The sequence below is a fragment of the Cupriavidus sp. CP313 genome (genome assembly GCF_054072015.1).
The window spans coordinates 139,712-155,384 of sequence record NZ_JBSVZB010000014.1; the positions used below are offsets into that span (position 1 = coordinate 139,712).

Consider the following 15,673-nt stretch of genomic DNA (forward strand, 5'->3'; position numbering starts at 1 on the left):
CTCCATCTGCCTGCCTCCTGTCTGGCGCAAATCCTGTCTGGGGAGCATACAGGATCTGGCCGCCTACCTTGAGTCCGGCGCGGAAACCGGCAGCACCAGCGCATCCAGCGCGATCGCGCCTTGCCCTTGCGGCATCAATAGCAGCGGGTTGATATCCACCTCGCCGACGACATCGCGCTGGCTGTCAGCGAAGGCGGACAAGCACACCAGAACGCCAACCAGGGCTTCCACATCGGCCGGCGGGGCACCACGTACCCCGTTGAAGATGGCCTTGCCACGGAGTTCCTGCACCATCGAACGCGCCTCATCCCGATCCAGCGGCACCAGGCGCATCGCGACATCCTTCAGCACTTCCACGTGCACGCCGCCCAGGCCAAACATGAGTACCGGCCCGAACACCGGATCACGGAACACGCCGCAGAGGGTCTCTATGCCGCCCCGCCGCATCGGCGAAACCAGCACGCCGTCCACCCGCGCCGCGGGCAGTTGGCCGCGCACCCGCGCCAGCATGTCGCGCGCGGCTGCCACGGCCAGTTCCGGTGTGGGAATATCCAGGACGACGCCGCCCACCTCGGTCTTGTGCGTGATGTCCGGCGACACCACCTTCAAGGCAACCGGGCAGCCGATGCGCGCGGCGGCCTCTCCGGCGGCTTCGGCACTAGCGGCAAGCACCTCGTCCAGTACGGGAATGCCGGCCGCTGCCAGCAGCGCCTTGGCGCCTTGCTCGTTCAACCCTTCGATGTCGCCCCGCGACAGCGCGTATGTCCTGTCGGCGGATGCCGGGGCATCGACAGGGCTGGTGGCTCCGCGCCGGAAGCTGCGTGCGAAAGCGGCCAACGCGCCGATCGCGCGCACCGCCCGGTTCGAATCCTCGAACACCAGGTAGCCCGCTGCCTCGAACGCCCTCACCACTGCCTGCGGTGCGACAAAGGACAGCACGACCAGACGCCCTGGATGGCGCTGGCGCATCTCACCGAGCACGACCAGCAGCCGCTGCGCGAAGTCGGGATCGGCCGGCGCGCTGGTGACAAAGAGCACAACCGCACCGAAGCTGCCCTCGGTCATCACCACTTCCAGGCATCGACCTAGCAGGCTCTTGTCGTTGGCGGCCTGCGCCGTCACGTCGATCGGGTTGGTCACGCCCGCAAACGGGATCATCGCCTTGATGCTGGCCTGGGCGTCGGGCGGAAGCAGCGGCGTTTCCAAGCCGTACTCGGCCGCGGCATCGGCCATCTGCACGCCGACCCCGCCTGAGACGGTCACAATGCCCAGGCTGCGATCCGCCGGATAGACGCCGTGTGCGCAGACATAGGCGATATCCAGGAGTTCCTCGACGCTGCCTGCACGATAGACGCCATACTGCCTGAACACTGCATCGTAGACCGCGTCCTCCCCCGCCAGGGCCCCGGTATGCGACGCTGCCGCGCGCGCCCCTGCAGCCGAGCGCCCGACCTTCAACACGACGACGGCCTTGCCATGCGAGCGCGCCAGCTTCAATGCCTTGACGAAGCTCTCGCCATCGCGAATGGCCTCGGCATAAGCCACGATCACCCGTACGGTCGGGTGTTGCGCGAGCCACGTAATGCACTCAGGCAAGCCAATATCCGCCTCGTTGCCGGTGGTGATCCAGTAGCCCACGCCGATCCCGCGCTGCCTGCAGAGGTAGGCCAGATGCCCGCCGCACGCGCCGCTCTGGCTGGCGATCGCGACGCCGCCGGGTGCCAGGAAGCCATGCTTCAGCGCCTGGGTGAAGGTGCCCATGAACCCGGTATGCGCATTGAATGCCCCAAGGCAGTTAGGTCCCAGGACACGCAATCCCAGGCGCCACGCCATCGCGAGCATGTCGGCCTGAAGGGACGCGCCGGCCTCATCCGTTTCCGCGAATCCCGCCGAGAAGATGATGGCCGCCTTGACGCCCTGCTCGGCACAGGAAGGCAGTACCGACAGCACCTGGTCGGCTGGCAATGCGATGATGGCCAGGTCCACTTGCACGGGAACCGCGCGGATATCCGGATAGGCTGGTATGCCCTGGACCTGCTCCCGGTTGGGGTTGACTGGATAAATGCCCCCTGCGAAGCCGGCGTCCAGCAGGTAGCGCAGCGGGCGCCCGCCAATCCGGGTGCTATCGTCGGAAGCCCCGATGATAGCAACCGACTCAGGCTCGAAGAGCGCGCTCAGTGTTTCGCTTGGCTTGCCATCTTCCTCAGGCTTGTGCATGTCTCTTCCGTCAGTGAACAGGATCGGGGCGCGGCCGGTCAATCGATCCGGGCGTTGCTTTGTTTGACGACCTCGCCGAACTTCTGCAGGTCGCGGCGAATCAGCGCATCCACGATGTCCGGACTACCGTACCTGGGCGTTGCGCCCTGCGCCCGCAGCCGCTCGCCCCCGTCCGGGGATTGGATGATCGCCTGCAGGGCAGTGCTGACACGCTGCACGATGTCTCGCGGCGTACCCGCCGGAGCAACAATGGCGCTCCACCCCTCAAAAGCAAAGCCGGGAATCGTCTCCGCCACCGTGGGCACGTCCGGGTATTCCGGCGACCGTTTCTTCCCGGTCATGGCCAGTGCCTTGAGCTTGCCCGTGCGGATGGGCTCGCGCGAAGTGTTCATGACATCGAACATGAAATCCACATTGCCCGACATCACACCGAGCATCGCAGCAGCACTGCCCTTGTAGGGGATGTGGTTGAAGCTCAGCCCGCCCATGCTAGACAGCATGGCCCCGGTGAGATGATTGGACGACCCGTTCCCCGCCGAGCCATAGCTGACCACGCCAGGCTGCGCGCGCGCGGCGGCCAGCAAGTCGCCAAGGGAGCGATAAGGGGACTTGCTGTTGACCACCAGGACATTCTCGTACTCACTGATCTGTGCGACCGGTGTGAAGTCCTTGAGCGGATCGTAGCCAACACTCGCGTAGAGATGGGGGCTGATGGCCAGCACTCCGACGTGGGCAAGCCCGATCGTATAGCCGTCTGCCGGCGCATGCGCGAGACGCCGCAATGACAGCACGCCCCCCATGCCCGGCACGTTCTCCACCACCACGGCCTGGTTCAGGCGCTTTGCCAGCCCGTTGCCGAGATAGCGCGCCATCATGTCGGCGGCACCACCAGGCGGAAACGGCACCAGCAGCCGGATCGGGCGAGCCGGCCAGCCTGTGCCCTGCGCCCAACCCGGTGCGGATACGGTCATGGCAATGACGGCAAGCAACAACGCAAGCCTGCGCCCATAGCGAACAGTTGACATCCAGCTCCCCCAAACGGCCTTCCATTTTCGATATGCCTCACTGGCAGGCATCGCGCGGTACTCGGCGAGTGCTGTCCAATTTGCCATACGCGGTGGTCGTGATGAAACCTGTGCCGGCAAATATCACGTATGCGATAGGGCTCGGGACGTGTCGGTTATTTGGCAGGCATTGCGGATTGAGGCGGCGCGAATGTCCGTAGTGTTGCAATTTACTCAACGATTTCTCTTCACCGCTGTCATGGCTTCGGCAAGCGCTTGCGTGGGAAAATTCCGCGGCCGACTTCGTTCGGCTACAGCCAGGCCCCGGCCCATCCTCAGCAATCGGCGGGCACCGCAGCAGGCCGTTGTCACAGCATCCTTGCGCGGGATGCAGCAGGAAATGAAAGGAAACGTCTTTACCCGGGATCAGCTCGATGCCTATTTTTCTTCTTATGTGGGCATGGACGGGGGAAACCCGGCCGCAGCGGTCTGGATATGCGATCCTGCACCCGCCACGGCGGGTTCGCCGCTAGCGGCGCCGCTGGCCCCAGCGCATGTGCCGCAAGCCTGGGACGCCAACTTTCGTGCCGTTCATGCACGAGACATGGCAAGGTGGCAGACACACCAGCGCATTGCTCGCATCATGTCTGCAGCCAGGGAAATGGTGCTGTCGGGCCAGCACGATCAAGGCGACTGGCAGCGCTATCTTGCCGAGTATCTCTACCGTGCGCGCGGATGGGAATTCAAACTGAGCTTGTTCCCGCTGCCGATGCGCCCGGACCGGGGACCGCCCTGGAAGCAGCTGTATGGCATGCAGCCTGAACTCAAACGCAAGGACAACTACCTGGCACTGTGCCGCGACGGCGGGCGCTTCCGCTTCATTGAGACCTTGCGCAAATGCCACCGCCCCAAGGTGGTGGTCTGCCTGGGCGAGCGCCACGAGGCTGACTATCTGCACGCCTTCGGCATGCGCGGCCTGCCATGCACCGAGCATGTTCTGAAGCCGGCCGATCAGACGCGGATGCTCCGCGTCTATCAGGACCAGGGCACGCACCTGGTGGTTTGCCCTGCGGTGGCGGGGGCCGCCGGCCTGGCATCGGACGTCCTGCTGAATGCAATGGGGAGGTTCATCAGCCAGTGGCTGACGATGGCTGACTTTCCGATGCTGCCGGAAGAGCCGGATCGACATCCGCGGAATCGCCCGAAGTCATGGTTTGATGGCGATCATGCGCCGCGGCAGAATCTTCCTCACGCGATATTCGCAGTCCAGAGCGAAGGCACTTCAGCGCTGCGGTTCGAGTGGACGGCTGCCGCGCTTACATGACTTTGTTGCAGAAGGACGTTCGACTTTATTGCGGATGCACGGATGTCATGCGGAAGCAGAATCCTGCAAAGAATGGTATCCCAGCGGATCGCTGGTTCAGAATCCCAGTATTGACGCGGCTTTCCGGACGAAGGGGCGCAACACACCCCCTCTTGAAGAGGGTGAGTTGGCGCAAGAATTTTCGTCTGGAGGCAAACCTCTCGTTGGCGGAACATAATTCTGCAAACGCTTGTCGGCCGCTTTTGGCGCCCGGGCGCGCGGGCTGACGCCCGCCATAGCCAATTCCTGTGAGTGTTAATTCGCCCCTGTTCATAGGGCGGCCAGGTACTTGAACACCGCTCACAGACGGCCCGCAGTTTTCCCCTTACGGGTCTTGTATGACTGCGCGCTACCCGGCCTTAACGAAAGCTATGGACGCAAACCACGGACTGTCGAGCGTGGCTGAGCCGCTGTGAGAGGTGTGTTCAGCACCATTGACTAGGCTAGGCAACAACTCTTCCGCCAGCGACCACCGATAAGTGCACGCACCATCGCGACAACCAATGGCTCTTTGTTGGCCAGGGGGAAAAGGGACAGATCCAGGCTCTGCCTGATGTGCGGTTCTATGTTTTCGCCAATGCGAGTTCCCGCGCCGCGCGTGAGTTGATCGCCGCGGTGGGAGCATCCGGCAAACAACGCAGGTTTCATGCGCCGACACGTGGGTGGGCTGAACCGCTAGCCGGCACTCGTCTATCATTGACCAGCCTGTTTACCGTTGACCGCGAGCTGTGTGGCGGTTCGCCAGCAATCACGAGATAGCCATGTCCCGATACGTTGCCTTTCTTCGCGGCGTCAGCCCGATGAACGCCCGGATGCCCGAACTCAAGCGCTGCTTCGAGGCGGCCGGCTTCTCCGAAGTGAAAACCTTGCTCTCCAGCGGCAATGTCATGTTCGACGCGCGATCGTCGTCACTGGCCAGCCTGGAACGGCGCGCCGAGAAGGCGATGCAGTCTGAACTGGGCCACAGCTTCGACACCTTCGTCCGGCCGGCCCGCTATCTCCAGGACATCATCGACTCGGACCCTTTCGCCGAGTTCGGCCTTGCGCCTTCGGCCAAGCGGGTTGTCACCTTTCTCCGCAGCCCGGTGCCGCCAGACGTGAAGCTCCCCATAGAGCGCGACGGCGCAAGCATCGTCAAGGCCAATGCCACGGAGGTCTTCAGCGCCTACGTGCCCGACCCGAAGAAAGGCCCGGTGTTCATGCGCCTGCTCGAACGCTCGTTCGGGAAGGACATCACCACTCGCACGCTGGATACAGTCATCAAGTGTGCCAGGGCGTAGGCTTCATGCGTAAGGTGATCGGCCGAACACTCGCACCGACTGGCTGAATCCGCAGTCGAAAGACCTCTTTCGTCCACGCTGCTACTCCAGGGGCGGTTTAGTCCGTACCACCAGTTCCATGAATCCTGTGCTCTGGTCGTACTCCCGGGCGAAACGATGTTCGGGAAGCAGCGCCAGCAATACCTCCGCAGTGGTACGGACCGTGCAACCGCGTGCCACGTGACCACCGAACACTCGACCGCGCGAGTCCGCAACCGACATGTGCAGGTGCGCTCCATCCGATGACAGGGATCCGGCGAGGGTCAGGATTTCCAGGTTGTCACGCAGTTCGGTAGGGTCTTCGGCCCCGGCAAATCGCAATTGGGCAACGCTGAGGCTCCCGATGCCCTGGATGACGAAGGCCGCGTGCAACTTGAGCTGACTCAGCACGTCTTCGAGTGCGACACGCAGATCGTCGCCGGGAGAGAGGCGTAAGGGATGTGCTTGCATCGCGCGGTTCCAGGTTGGGGCTCCTTGACAGGTTAAGGCGAATTGAGATCGATCGCAATTGAGCACCAGCTTTCGCTCATTAGCGTCTTGCTCTGCACGGCACCATGGTTTCGACAGCCTCCGACTTCCGGCCGGGCTAGGCCCAGGAACACGTTACGTTACACGTAACACCTCCCCGCGGCTGCCGGCCGTCCGCAAAGGCCGCGTCAACCTCCCGGAAACCCGCAGCGGGCCTGGCTCCCGCGCTTGCGTGCGATGGCACGAGGCTGCCTTGCCAGAGCTGGCATTGCCCTTGCTGGTTCTGGTGCAAGGCGCTGGCCACGCAGCCAACGCCGGCAAACCGGAGGAGATAAGGATGAGCTGGACGAACCGTGGAGCGGCCGCCTGGGAGCAAGTCCTGGGACGCAGCCGCGAGGCACATACCGTGGTGATCGACGACTGCCGGTGTACCGGCACGGGGTCATGCGCCTGCTCGGCGAAATGCCGGGCATTGGCCGGGTGGAACTCGTGGAAACGGACGCCCTGGCGGCACGCAATGCGCGCCTGCCGGCTCCGGCATTGCTCGTGTTCGGCATGCCGCCGGATCTTGCCGACGGCTGGCACCTGCTGCGCCTGGCCAGCCTGGTGCTGAAGCCAAGGCGCCTGCTGCTGGTCTCGGGCAATATGTGGCTGCGTCTGCCGCCAGGCCTCGACAGCCGGTTTGCCCGCTCCCTGTCCAGGTCCGCTTCGCTCGCAACGGTCGAACGGGACGTGCGCGCGCTGCTGGACCTTCCGCCCTCTGCGGAAGCCCCGCCCGAGCAAGACGCCGGGTCCGTAGCCTTCCAACGCCCGTTCCACGTGCTAGCGTAAGCGCTTCACGCGGCCAAGGACTACCGGGGTTCTCCTCCGGAGACCGCGGCTAACTTCGTCGTTGCCCCCGCTTTGGCACGCTGTCTCCAACAACGGCTATTTGTCGCACCTTCCCCTGTCTGCTGGTTTAGTGTTGCGCCACCGCGTCGGCGTCATCCCGAACTGCGCCGTGAACCAACGGACGAACGAGCCATAAGAGGAGTATCCGAGCGACTCGGCAATGCGGCCCAGCGAGAGGCTTCCGTTGTCCATATAGTGGATGACAAGGTCGCGCCGTACGCTATTGACCATGTCGGAGAAGACCTCTCCGGTGCTTTCGAGCTGGCGCTGCAGCGTGCGCACGTTCATTCCCACGCCTTGAGCAACTTGCTCGATGGTGGCGCGCCCTATCGGAAGCATCAGATAGATCGCCTTGCGCACCTCGAGCACAACTGACGGCTCGTTAGCCCCCGGCAACCCTTCAAGCAAGCGTTGGGCATGGCGTGCCATGACGGGGTCGGCAATAGGGTTGGGAATCTCCAGGTCGGCAGCTCGGCAAACCAGACCGTTGAACGAGCTTGCGAACTCCAGCTTCCCCCCGAAGATACGGCGGTGCAGCCGCAGATCAGGTGGGGCGTCATGGGTGAAATTGACGCTAAGAGGGCACCAGGAGGTGCCCAGAAGCGTGCTACACATGCGTGACAGTGTGCCCAGTGCCAGCTCAACTGACTGTATGGATGGGCCGGCGTCATCCGCGACGACGTCCTCCCGGACGAAAACCTTCTTGCCGACCTCCTCGATCCGGATGACCAGGAACTCATTCATCAGGTGCCGAAACTGAATCAACGTTCCAACAGCGTCGCGCAGGGTCCTTTGATGCGTGAGCAAAACGCTGACGACACCGAGATCAGACAGTTGCCACAGGTCCGCCATACGCAGCCCGAATGTCGGACATTGCGTGATCCGCGCTGACTCTTCCAGCAAGGTAACGGCACCACTCCCGGAAATCCAGTGGTCCGGGTCCGCAAGCATCTCGCTGCTCAACCGCAATTTCCGTAGCAACGGCTGCGGTTCCAGGCCCAATTGCTGCGCAACCTTGAAGTAGTTCCTTAGCACGCCAGTGCGAATCAATGTGCCCATCGTTTCTCCTTTACCCGGGGAGTCACCCGGATCCGTTCGTTCAGGGGAAACCCGGGTATTCCAAATATTCTGTCATGAAATGAGACATGAATGTCATGAAATGAGAGAAAGCGACCGCCCCGGGATTACTAGACTAATCCCGGTTCGACCTCAACAATTCGTTGCGGCGCCGATAGCTAAACCCCCTATCAAGGAGAACGAAATGCAATTTCTGGATGATTCGCTACACCCGGAGAACATGGACAAGGTCGTGATCACGGTGGCCCCCTACGGTCCGGAGTGGATGCCGGAAGATTTCCCCGAAGACATCCCTGTGACCATGGAAGCGCAAATCCAGAAGGCCGTCGATTGCTATGAGGCCGGCGCCAGCGTGCTGCACCTGCATGTGCGCGAACCGGATGGCAAGGGCTCCAAGCGTCTGTCCATGTTCAACGAACTGATCGCCGGCGTGCGCAAGGCGGTGCCGGACATGATCATTCAGGTCGGCGGCTCGATTTCGTTTGCACCGGAAGACGATGGCCAGGCTGCCAAGTGGCTGTCGGACGACACCCGACACGCACTGGCCGAACTGGACCCGAAACCGGACCAGGTGACGGTAGCGCTCAACACCATCCAGATGAACATCATGGAGTTGATCTATCCCGAATTCTACGAAGGCACGTCCCTCGCCAATCCGGCTACGTACGATGCCTACCGTGAAATGATCGTTCCGGCAGGCCCGACCTGGGCGGAAGAACACTTGCGCCGCCTGCAGAATGCCGGCATCCAGCCGCACTTTCAGTTGGTTGGCATGCACGCGCTCGAAACGCTGGACCGCATGGTGCGCAAGGGGGTCTACAAGGGCCCGCTGAACCTGACCTGCATCGGCATCGGTGGCGGCCACCATGGACCGCATCCGTACAACCTGCTCGACTTCATCCAACGTGCACCGGATGGCTGCACCGTTACCGCCGAGTCGTTGTTCAAGAACGTACTTCCGTGGAACACGATGGCGTTGGCGATGGGTATGCATGTGCGCTGCGGCATTGAGGACACCCTCATCGATCAGCATGGCAAGCGCTTCACCTCGGTGCAGCAGGTTCAGCAGCTCGTGCGAATCGCCAAGGAGTTGGGCCGCGAGATCGCCGATGGCAAGGAAGCGCGGGAAATCTACCGTATTGGCACCTGGTACAACGATGTCGATGAAACCCTGGCCGCCAACGGCATGACCCCGAACCGCAAGCCTGGTGTCAAGAACGTGCCGCTGCGCCGCGCAGCCTGAGTCGACTACGGCACAGACGAGAAGTCGGTCCAGTTGATGTGTGCACTCCAGCCTGGATCGCGACAACTGGATCGATCTGCTTTGTCTTGTTCGCTCCTGCTGACGTCAGTCATGAGGAGCAAGTCTGAGCGCCCCTGCTCATGCCAGACACACCTGTCATTCGCACAGCCACCGCATACGACGCCGTAACAACACATACGCAAAGGGCCAAATGACCTCGAACATCATCCGACTTGCACGCCGTACCTGCCTTGCAACGCTGTTGTCCGCCCTGCCCCTCTCCAGCGCGCTGGCGGAAGGGGATTGGCCCAATCGCCCCATTCGCATCCTCGTTCCAGCTCCGGCGGGAGGCGCAACCGACATGATCGCACGTACGATTGCGGAGAGCATGCGCCAGAACCTCAGACAATCCGTGGTGGTTGAAAACAAGCCCGGCGCGGGCGGCATCATTGCCACGGAGGCAATGCTCGCCGCGCCACGCGATGGCTACACATTCGTGCTGTCTCCCAACTCGCTAGTGACGGAGAACCCGTACAGCTACAAATTCCGCTTCGATCCGTTCAAGGATGTGGTACCGGTCGCTGAAGTGGCCAGCGTGCCGCTGGTGCTGGTCGCCGACCCTCGTCTGCCGGTCACCAATGTCAGCGAGATGGTGGCCTACGTGAAGGCACATCCGGGAAAGGTCTCCTACGCGTCCTACAGCCCGGGTACGCTTTCTCACATCAAAGGCATGCAGTTCAACAAGGCGGCCGCGCTGGACATGGAGCACGTCGGCTACAAAGGCTCACCCCCTGCGCTCACCGATCTGATGGGCGGCCAGATTCAGTTCATGTTTGACGGCATGGGCACCGCGCTTGCGCTCGTGAAACCCGGCAAGGTCCGGGCGCTGGCGGTGACATCGGCCGAGCGTTCGCCGTTCCTGCCCGATGTGCCGACAATGGCGGAAGCGGGCTACCCAAATCTCAGCCAGATCATGGGTACCAGCGTCTGGTCCACGCCCGACGTGCCGGCTGCCATCCGCAGCAAGCTGCAGCGGGAGCTACTCAAGGCCGTCTCATCCCCTTCGGTGAAGAGCCAGCTTGCGGCACTTGGAATGAACGCAGGGAGTCCCACGCAGACGACTGCCGATCTGGAGAAGACGCTCAAGCGGGAGAACGAGCGGACAGGTCAGGCACTACGTGCCATCAACTACAAGCCCTCCTTGAACTGACCGCCATGCACGACGACAAGTACACCGGTACAAGCACCCTGCCAGCCACGCCCATCAGCGACAGCTTGCGCGCGAGCGGCTATTGGAATCCGGAGTGGAACAGCTTCACGGAGCTCGACCCCATCTGGACCGAGAAATTCCTCGACATGGCCATGCATCCGATGACCAAGGGGCTGATAGAGCCAAAGGTCTGGGAGTTCATCTCCATAGCCGTCGATGTATCCTGCACGCACATGTACGGTCCTGGTACGCGGCGCCATATCCGCCGCGCGCTCGAGCTCGGCGCCACCAAGGAAGAGATCGCCGCTGTCCTTCAAGGCGTTAGCGTTCTAGGCTTGCACGCGAACAGCATGGGTGCGCCAATGCTGCTCGAAGAAGTCGCGCGCTTTGACGCGCATTCTCAAAGCAAGAAGATGGAATGAACGCGCCCCGCCCCCCCGTCAATGGCGCGGAACTCGGCAAGCATGGTGGGACGCATCACAGGAAGGGGCGGGGCCCCCATCGCGAAACGGCATGGATGTGCCAGAGTGGGAGTGTTGTCAAGCGCTTTCCCTGGCTTTCCTGCTCCAGTCTCCCCCTAGCGCCAACAATAGCGCAATACGCTGGTTGAGATGATCGCCCCGCACGTTGATCAGATCCATCTCGGCAGCCAGCAGTGTCTGCCGAGCCTTCAGGACGCCGCGCGGGTCGGAAGCACCAATGCTCACGCGTGCCTCCTCGCGCAGTACCAATACCTGGCTCTCGTTCACCCGATCCTGCAGTTGCCTGGTGCGATCTGCAAAATTCGATTCAGCACGCAACCCCGCATCGACTTCGCCCAGTGCCTGCAGGGCACTATTGCCATAGGCAATCATGGCGGCCTTCTGCTCGGCGCTGTAGTAGTCCGCCCTGGCCTTGAGCTCTCCTCCCGTGAACAGCGGCGCGAAGATCGCGCCATTCAGTCCCTTGATCGGAGTGCCGGACTGGTTGAGCAGCAGCACGTCGCTACGGATTCCGGTAATGGCCGCGCTGATTGAAATGCTTGGCAGCCGTGCGGCCTCGGCGGACTGCCTCAGGTCGAAGGCCACGGCGACGCGGTGTGCCGCGGCCGTCAAGTCCGGGCGGCGATCGAGCAGGCTTGCAGGCAGGCCTGCCTGCGGGGCTGCGGGCATCGCCGGCAGTTCCAGCTTCGCCACACTATCCCCGATTTCCCCGGCAGGGTAGCGGCCCAGCAGCAGCTCCAGGGCTTGCGCGGCCTGGCTCCTGGCCAGTTCAGCCTTCCGGAGCGCATCCACCTGCGTGCGCAGCGCATTTTTCGCTTCCACCGGTTCAGTATCCGGCGCCGCACCGATGGCAACCCGCCGCTCGGTGATCTGCACCAGCTGCTCCTGTACGACAACGGCTTGCCGCTGCCGGTCCTCCAGCTTTGCGGACCGGATCAGTGTGAACCATGCTTTGGCAGTGGCTGCTGCGACGACGCGCTGCGCCCAGAGATAATCGTCCACGGTAGCGGCATACTGGGATTTTGCCGCGCGCGATTGTGCGCGGATGCGGCCCCAGAGATCGATCTCCCAGCTCGCACCAATCGAGAGGAACTGGGTTTCCGAATGGCCGGCCCTGCCCTTCACGCCCGCGCTCGGTAACAGGCCGCTGCTTTGGATGGTAGCGAGCGCCTGCGCCTGCTCGACGCGCACCGCTGCGAGCCTGAGATCGCCGTTGTGCGCGATCGCTTCCCGGGCCAGTCGCTGCAGCTCGGCATCGTCGAAGCTTGCAAGCCAGTCGTCCGCGGGCTCGCCTGCTTCGGCCGTGTTTGCCCAGCTGCGCTGCCCTTCAAGCGCCGGGACGGCCTGGTCTCGAAGGCTGGCGCTATCCGGCTGCGCCTGCAAGGCGCAGCCGAAGAGCATGGCGAGCGGCAGCGCCAGCAGTACCGGAATGGTCTTGTTGAGAGATGACGACACAGGCTTGCCTTTAATGGAGCTTGAATACCAGATAGTTCAGCTTGGAACTGACGCGCAGGAAGACCATCCGAACGATATGGAACATCTTCATATGCGTGGTATAGATGGCACCCGCGCCGACAGCCCCGACCGGAAGCATCTGGCCCTTCGATTCGTCGCGCAAGTCCAGCTTGACCGCGAACCGGTTCGGCACGGCTTCCGTGGCACCAGTGTTCGGGATCATTCCACCCTGCGCGAACTGGCCTTGTGATTGCGCCCAGACGATCGAGTCCACCTTTGCCTTGATGATTTCACCCGGATGCGTCGGCAGGTAGATCTCGGCGACGTCACCCGCCTTGACGTTGTAAAGCTCGTTCTGCTTGTAGAAGGCGACCACCTCCTGCTCATCCTCAACGAAGCTGAATGCCGGCGAGAACGGAAACGGGACCAGCATCGTGCCCACGCGCACCTGCAGGTTCACGACCTTGCCGTCGGCGGGCGCCCGGTACTCGGTTTGGCCAAGTTCCCATCGGGCGTTCTCGAGCATGACTTCGGTTTCCGCGCGCTTGGCGCGCGCCGTGGCGATGGCGGCGAATTCCCCCTGGCTCCTGGCCGACAGCTTCTGCCTCGCCTCGTCCTCGACAGCTTGCGCACTGACCAGTTCGCCTTCCAACTCGTGCTGCCGGGCCAGGGCATCTTCCCGGTCGAACTTCGAACCGGCCCCCGCTGCAAGCAGGGCCTCATGTTCCTTGAGGCGCTGGCGGGCGAGCGATAGCTTGGCTTGCACCGTGGCAATCTTGCCGGCCGCACCGCGCACGGATTCGCTGAGTTGGCGCGCCGCTGCCTGCGCTTCAGCCAACCCGGCATCGTCCGCCATCAACCTGCCCTCGAGTTGCTTGACCGAGGCCTGATACGGCGTCGGGTCGATGCGCAGCAGGACATCACCTTTCTTGTAGCGCCGGTTACCCTCGGCCGGAAGTTCGACAATGCGCCCCCTCACCTGCGGCACCACCTGGAGCACCTTGCCGACCACCCTGACATCATGGGACGAAGGTGCCACCACGTTCAGCGTCAGGACCAGCAGCGTCAGGGCAACCACCGGAATCGTGACCACGATGACCATGGACGTCGTGTTCCATGGCAGCCATTTGAACTTGAAGAAGATCAGCCAGACGGCCAGCGCGTAGATAGCAAGCAGCAGCGCATCCATTCAGCTCTGCTCCCCTGCGCCGGACGTAGCGCTGCGTGCCGGCGCCCGCAGGGACGCGACGTTCCCGGGCCGGCCGATGGGCGCATGTCCCGCGCCTCGCGCCGCTTCGTCTTCCGGCAGTTTGTCGGTGCCATAGGCCGCCCGGTAGAACACCGGCTTGGTGTGTGCCCAGAGCCAGGCCATCGGCCACAGCAGTCCGCCGAAGAACAGCGAAAGCAGGCATAGCGCATGGATGGCTTCCCTTTGCGGATGCTGCTTCCGGTGGGCGACCTTATCCGGCCAGATATGCAGCATCCAGAACAGGTAGATGGCTGCAAGCGGCACGAATATCATCACCACCCAGGAGATGGCATTGGCGGCGCTCTCCAGGGCCTTTCCGCTGAGGAAGGAGGCGAACGCTGGTTCATGCATTGCCAGCAGGCCAAGGCCCGCCAGCAGATATTGATGCAGTTTCATCGGGGAAATAGAGAGATCGGGCACCAGGGCCCGGTGTTTGACTTGCCAGGTACTCGGTTGCGTTGAGAACTACAGTGTGCTGGTCGGCGTAGTACCCGTTGATTCGCTGCGGCTGTTCCTGGCGGTGCTGTCCGGCATGCGCCCGGCTTGCTGGCCGGATTGCGCATCCGTCGGGCAGCTCCGGCACGGGCTGGCTGAAACCGGCCCGGTTGACCTTTCGCTGTTGCCGGCTGGCACATCGTCCGCGTACAGGAGGTTGTACTTGCTCTGGCCGGGATTGCTGGCGGCACGGCAGGCCGCGGATTGCAGGCCGGCGCCGGTACCGGAGCAGGCTTCCGGCCGCGCGGCGGTGTCTCGCTGCCCGTGAGCGGGCAGGATCTGCGCGTACGATGGCGCGGCGCCGGCAATCAGCAGGGCCATGACAAGGTTGGGCACCCCACGACCGCGCGCGCCGGCGCCCGCTATCGAGACAGCCGAAAGGCAGTGCTTGATCATTCCTGTAGTTTCCTTCGAAGTGGATCAGATACCGTCGACGCAAACCGGCGCGGCCAGTCACATCTCCGTGAATGTGCACACCTTATGCCGGTGGCGCGGGCAGGGCTATCAAAGAAATTAGAAAGTGAGGGCGCGTCGAATCGATGCGCCCCAAGCGTCGCCCGGTATTTCGAATTCCTTTGATAGCCGCCACGGCGAGGCCGGCTTACCCTGTGCGCCGTCGTATGCCCTCCCAGGTGAATATCAGGTTCACCTGAATTGACTATCCAATGAATGCTGTTTCCTCGATTTCTGCCTGTGTCATTGCCATTGCCACAGCAAGCGCCATCTCCGGATGTGCAATCCCTACCTCTGAGACGTGGAGTCCGTTCCAGGAGCCCTGGCCGTGGACAAAGATCGTCACCGTCAATCAGACCGATCATGACGTGCTGGCATTACGCGCCGGCCCTTGCGAGACCGGACCCGCGCCGCGGCACTCGCTGTCGGCGCCGTCTTTCTGCTTCCTTGGCACCAAGCCGGACGCGCCCTTCGCGATAACCTGGAGCGATGCCATAGCCGGCACGGAATCCGATGCCGCGTCCGAACGGGGCGAGCTGCATGCCTCGACGGCACCCCTGCCACACCTGTGGCGGGAAGATCCTCACGCTGGCAAACCCATCGGCAACTTCCTCTGCGTGGTCTTGCGCAATGATGCGCGGGTAGATCTTGCCGTTACCGCCAGCGCAGAAGCCTGCGCCGTACTCTAGGACGCCTCCGACGTGTTGCTTCCCGGGGTGGACCGGCTGACGCCAGCCCGCTCCACCT

The 15,673-nt window shown here is 62.9% G+C and carries 15 protein-coding genes; 7 read left to right on the forward strand and 8 right to left on the reverse strand.

All coding sequences use genetic code 11. The features are described 5' to 3' along the window. Positions 1-63 precede the first annotated feature (63 nt). Complete coding sequence (locus ACW4E8_RS19940) at positions 64-2,217, reverse strand: acetate--CoA ligase family protein (RefSeq protein ID WP_456806102.1); 2,154 nt, start codon at positions 2,215-2,217, stop codon at positions 64-66. Between the two features lie 38 nt (positions 2,218-2,255). Continuing rightward, on the reverse strand, positions 2,256-3,293 hold the full coding sequence (locus ACW4E8_RS19945) for a Bug family tripartite tricarboxylate transporter substrate binding protein (RefSeq protein ID WP_456806103.1): 1,038 nt from the start codon (positions 3,291-3,293) through the stop codon (positions 2,256-2,258). 139 nt (positions 3,294-3,432) lie between these two features. Here ACW4E8_RS19945 and ACW4E8_RS19950 point away from each other — a divergent pair, with 139 nt between their 5' ends. Next, positions 3,433-4,545: a transcriptional regulator gene (locus tag ACW4E8_RS19950; RefSeq protein WP_456806104.1), complete on the forward strand. Its 1,113-nt coding sequence runs from the start codon at positions 3,433-3,435 to the stop codon at positions 4,543-4,545. An 800-nt stretch (positions 4,546-5,345) separates the two neighbouring features. After that, positions 5,346-5,864, forward strand: a complete 519-nt coding sequence (locus tag ACW4E8_RS19955) for a DUF1697 domain-containing protein (protein ID WP_456806105.1) — start codon at positions 5,346-5,348, stop codon at positions 5,862-5,864. A gap of 81 nt (positions 5,865-5,945) precedes the next feature. Here ACW4E8_RS19955 and ACW4E8_RS19960 read toward each other — a convergent pair whose 3' ends face one another. Beyond that, the gene (locus tag ACW4E8_RS19960; protein WP_456806106.1) at positions 5,946-6,353 is read right to left on the reverse strand and encodes a PPC domain-containing DNA-binding protein; all 408 of its coding nucleotides are present in this window, start codon (positions 6,351-6,353) and stop codon (positions 5,946-5,948) included. A 462-nt stretch (positions 6,354-6,815) separates the two neighbouring features. On the opposite strand from ACW4E8_RS19960, the gene ACW4E8_RS19965 reads away from it, so the two are divergent. Continuing rightward, a complete protein-coding gene (locus ACW4E8_RS19965; RefSeq protein ID WP_456806107.1) occupies positions 6,816-7,202 on the forward strand; it encodes a DNA-binding response regulator in 387 nt (128 codons plus the stop codon). A 96-nt stretch (positions 7,203-7,298) separates the two neighbouring features. On the opposite strand, the gene ACW4E8_RS19970 is transcribed toward ACW4E8_RS19965, so the two are convergent. Continuing rightward, the gene (locus tag ACW4E8_RS19970) at positions 7,299-8,321 is read right to left on the reverse strand and encodes an AraC family transcriptional regulator (RefSeq protein WP_456806108.1); all 1,023 of its coding nucleotides are present in this window, start codon (positions 8,319-8,321) and stop codon (positions 7,299-7,301) included. Between the two features lie 202 nt (positions 8,322-8,523). On the opposite strand from ACW4E8_RS19970, the gene ACW4E8_RS19975 reads away from it, so the two are divergent. The 3 genes from ACW4E8_RS19975 to ACW4E8_RS19985 all read left to right on the forward strand — a co-directional run bounded on the left by ACW4E8_RS19975 (position 8,524) and on the right by ACW4E8_RS19985 (position 11,214). Beyond that, positions 8,524-9,582: a 3-keto-5-aminohexanoate cleavage protein gene (locus ACW4E8_RS19975; protein WP_456806156.1), complete on the forward strand. Its 1,059-nt coding sequence runs from the start codon at positions 8,524-8,526 to the stop codon at positions 9,580-9,582. Positions 9,583-9,793: 211 nt separating this feature from the next. Further along, on the forward strand, positions 9,794-10,792 hold the full coding sequence (locus tag ACW4E8_RS19980) for a Bug family tripartite tricarboxylate transporter substrate binding protein (RefSeq protein ID WP_456806109.1): 999 nt from the start codon (positions 9,794-9,796) through the stop codon (positions 10,790-10,792). A 5-nt stretch (positions 10,793-10,797) separates the two neighbouring features. After that, positions 10,798-11,214 carry a carboxymuconolactone decarboxylase family protein gene (locus ACW4E8_RS19985; RefSeq protein ID WP_456806110.1) on the forward strand — a complete coding sequence of 139 codons (417 nt, stop codon included), beginning with the start codon at positions 10,798-10,800 and terminating at the stop codon, positions 11,212-11,214. A gap of 117 nt (positions 11,215-11,331) precedes the next feature. On the opposite strand, the gene ACW4E8_RS19990 is transcribed toward ACW4E8_RS19985, so the two are convergent. The 4 genes from ACW4E8_RS19990 to ACW4E8_RS20005 are packed head-to-tail and all read right to left on the reverse strand — an operon-like array spanning position 11,332 to position 14,869. Then, positions 11,332-12,729, reverse strand: coding sequence for an efflux transporter outer membrane subunit (locus ACW4E8_RS19990; protein WP_456806111.1), 1,398 nt, complete (start codon positions 12,727-12,729; stop codon positions 11,332-11,334). A gap of 10 nt (positions 12,730-12,739) precedes the next feature. Next, entirely contained in the window at positions 12,740-13,918 is a 1,179-nt protein-coding gene (locus ACW4E8_RS19995; protein ID WP_456806112.1) for an HlyD family secretion protein, read from the reverse strand. Beyond that, complete coding sequence (locus ACW4E8_RS20000) at positions 13,919-14,398, reverse strand: DUF3302 domain-containing protein (protein ID WP_456806113.1); 480 nt, start codon at positions 14,396-14,398, stop codon at positions 13,919-13,921. It lies immediately after the preceding gene. Positions 14,399-14,443: 45 nt separating this feature from the next. Continuing rightward, a complete protein-coding gene (locus ACW4E8_RS20005) occupies positions 14,444-14,869 on the reverse strand; it encodes a hypothetical protein (protein WP_456806114.1) in 426 nt (141 codons plus the stop codon). Positions 14,870-15,138: 269 nt separating this feature from the next. Here ACW4E8_RS20005 and ACW4E8_RS20010 point away from each other — a divergent pair, with 269 nt between their 5' ends. Beyond that, a complete protein-coding gene (locus tag ACW4E8_RS20010) occupies positions 15,139-15,615 on the forward strand; it encodes a hypothetical protein (protein WP_456806115.1) in 477 nt (158 codons plus the stop codon). The last annotated feature ends 58 nt before the right edge of the window (positions 15,616-15,673 follow it).

Coding starts and splice junctions, on each gene's coding strand:
- ACW4E8_RS19940 (WP_456806102.1), bottom strand. CDS start 2,217: ATGCACAAGCCTGAGGAAGATGGCAAGCCAAGCGAAACACTGAGCGCG.
- ACW4E8_RS19945 (WP_456806103.1), bottom strand. CDS start 3,293: ATGCCTGCCAGTGAGGCATATCGAAAATGGAAGGCCGTTTGGGGGAGC.
- ACW4E8_RS19950 (WP_456806104.1), top strand. CDS start 3,433: ATGTCCGTAGTGTTGCAATTTACTCAACGATTTCTCTTCACCGCTGTC.
- ACW4E8_RS19955 (WP_456806105.1), top strand. CDS start 5,346: ATGTCCCGATACGTTGCCTTTCTTCGCGGCGTCAGCCCGATGAACGCC.
- ACW4E8_RS19960 (WP_456806106.1), bottom strand. CDS start 6,353: ATGCAAGCACATCCCTTACGCCTCTCTCCCGGCGACGATCTGCGTGTC.
- ACW4E8_RS19965 (WP_456806107.1), top strand. CDS start 6,816: ATGCGCCTGCTCGGCGAAATGCCGGGCATTGGCCGGGTGGAACTCGTG.
- ACW4E8_RS19970 (WP_456806108.1), bottom strand. CDS start 8,321: ATGGGCACATTGATTCGCACTGGCGTGCTAAGGAACTACTTCAAGGTT.
- ACW4E8_RS19975 (WP_456806156.1), top strand. CDS start 8,524: ATGCAATTTCTGGATGATTCGCTACACCCGGAGAACATGGACAAGGTC.
- ACW4E8_RS19980 (WP_456806109.1), top strand. CDS start 9,794: ATGACCTCGAACATCATCCGACTTGCACGCCGTACCTGCCTTGCAACG.
- ACW4E8_RS19985 (WP_456806110.1), top strand. CDS start 10,798: ATGCACGACGACAAGTACACCGGTACAAGCACCCTGCCAGCCACGCCC.
- ACW4E8_RS19995 (WP_456806112.1), bottom strand. CDS start 13,918: ATGGATGCGCTGCTGCTTGCTATCTACGCGCTGGCCGTCTGGCTGATC.
- ACW4E8_RS20005 (WP_456806114.1), bottom strand. CDS start 14,869: ATGATCAAGCACTGCCTTTCGGCTGTCTCGATAGCGGGCGCCGGCGCG.
- ACW4E8_RS20010 (WP_456806115.1), top strand. CDS start 15,139: ATGAATGCTGTTTCCTCGATTTCTGCCTGTGTCATTGCCATTGCCACA.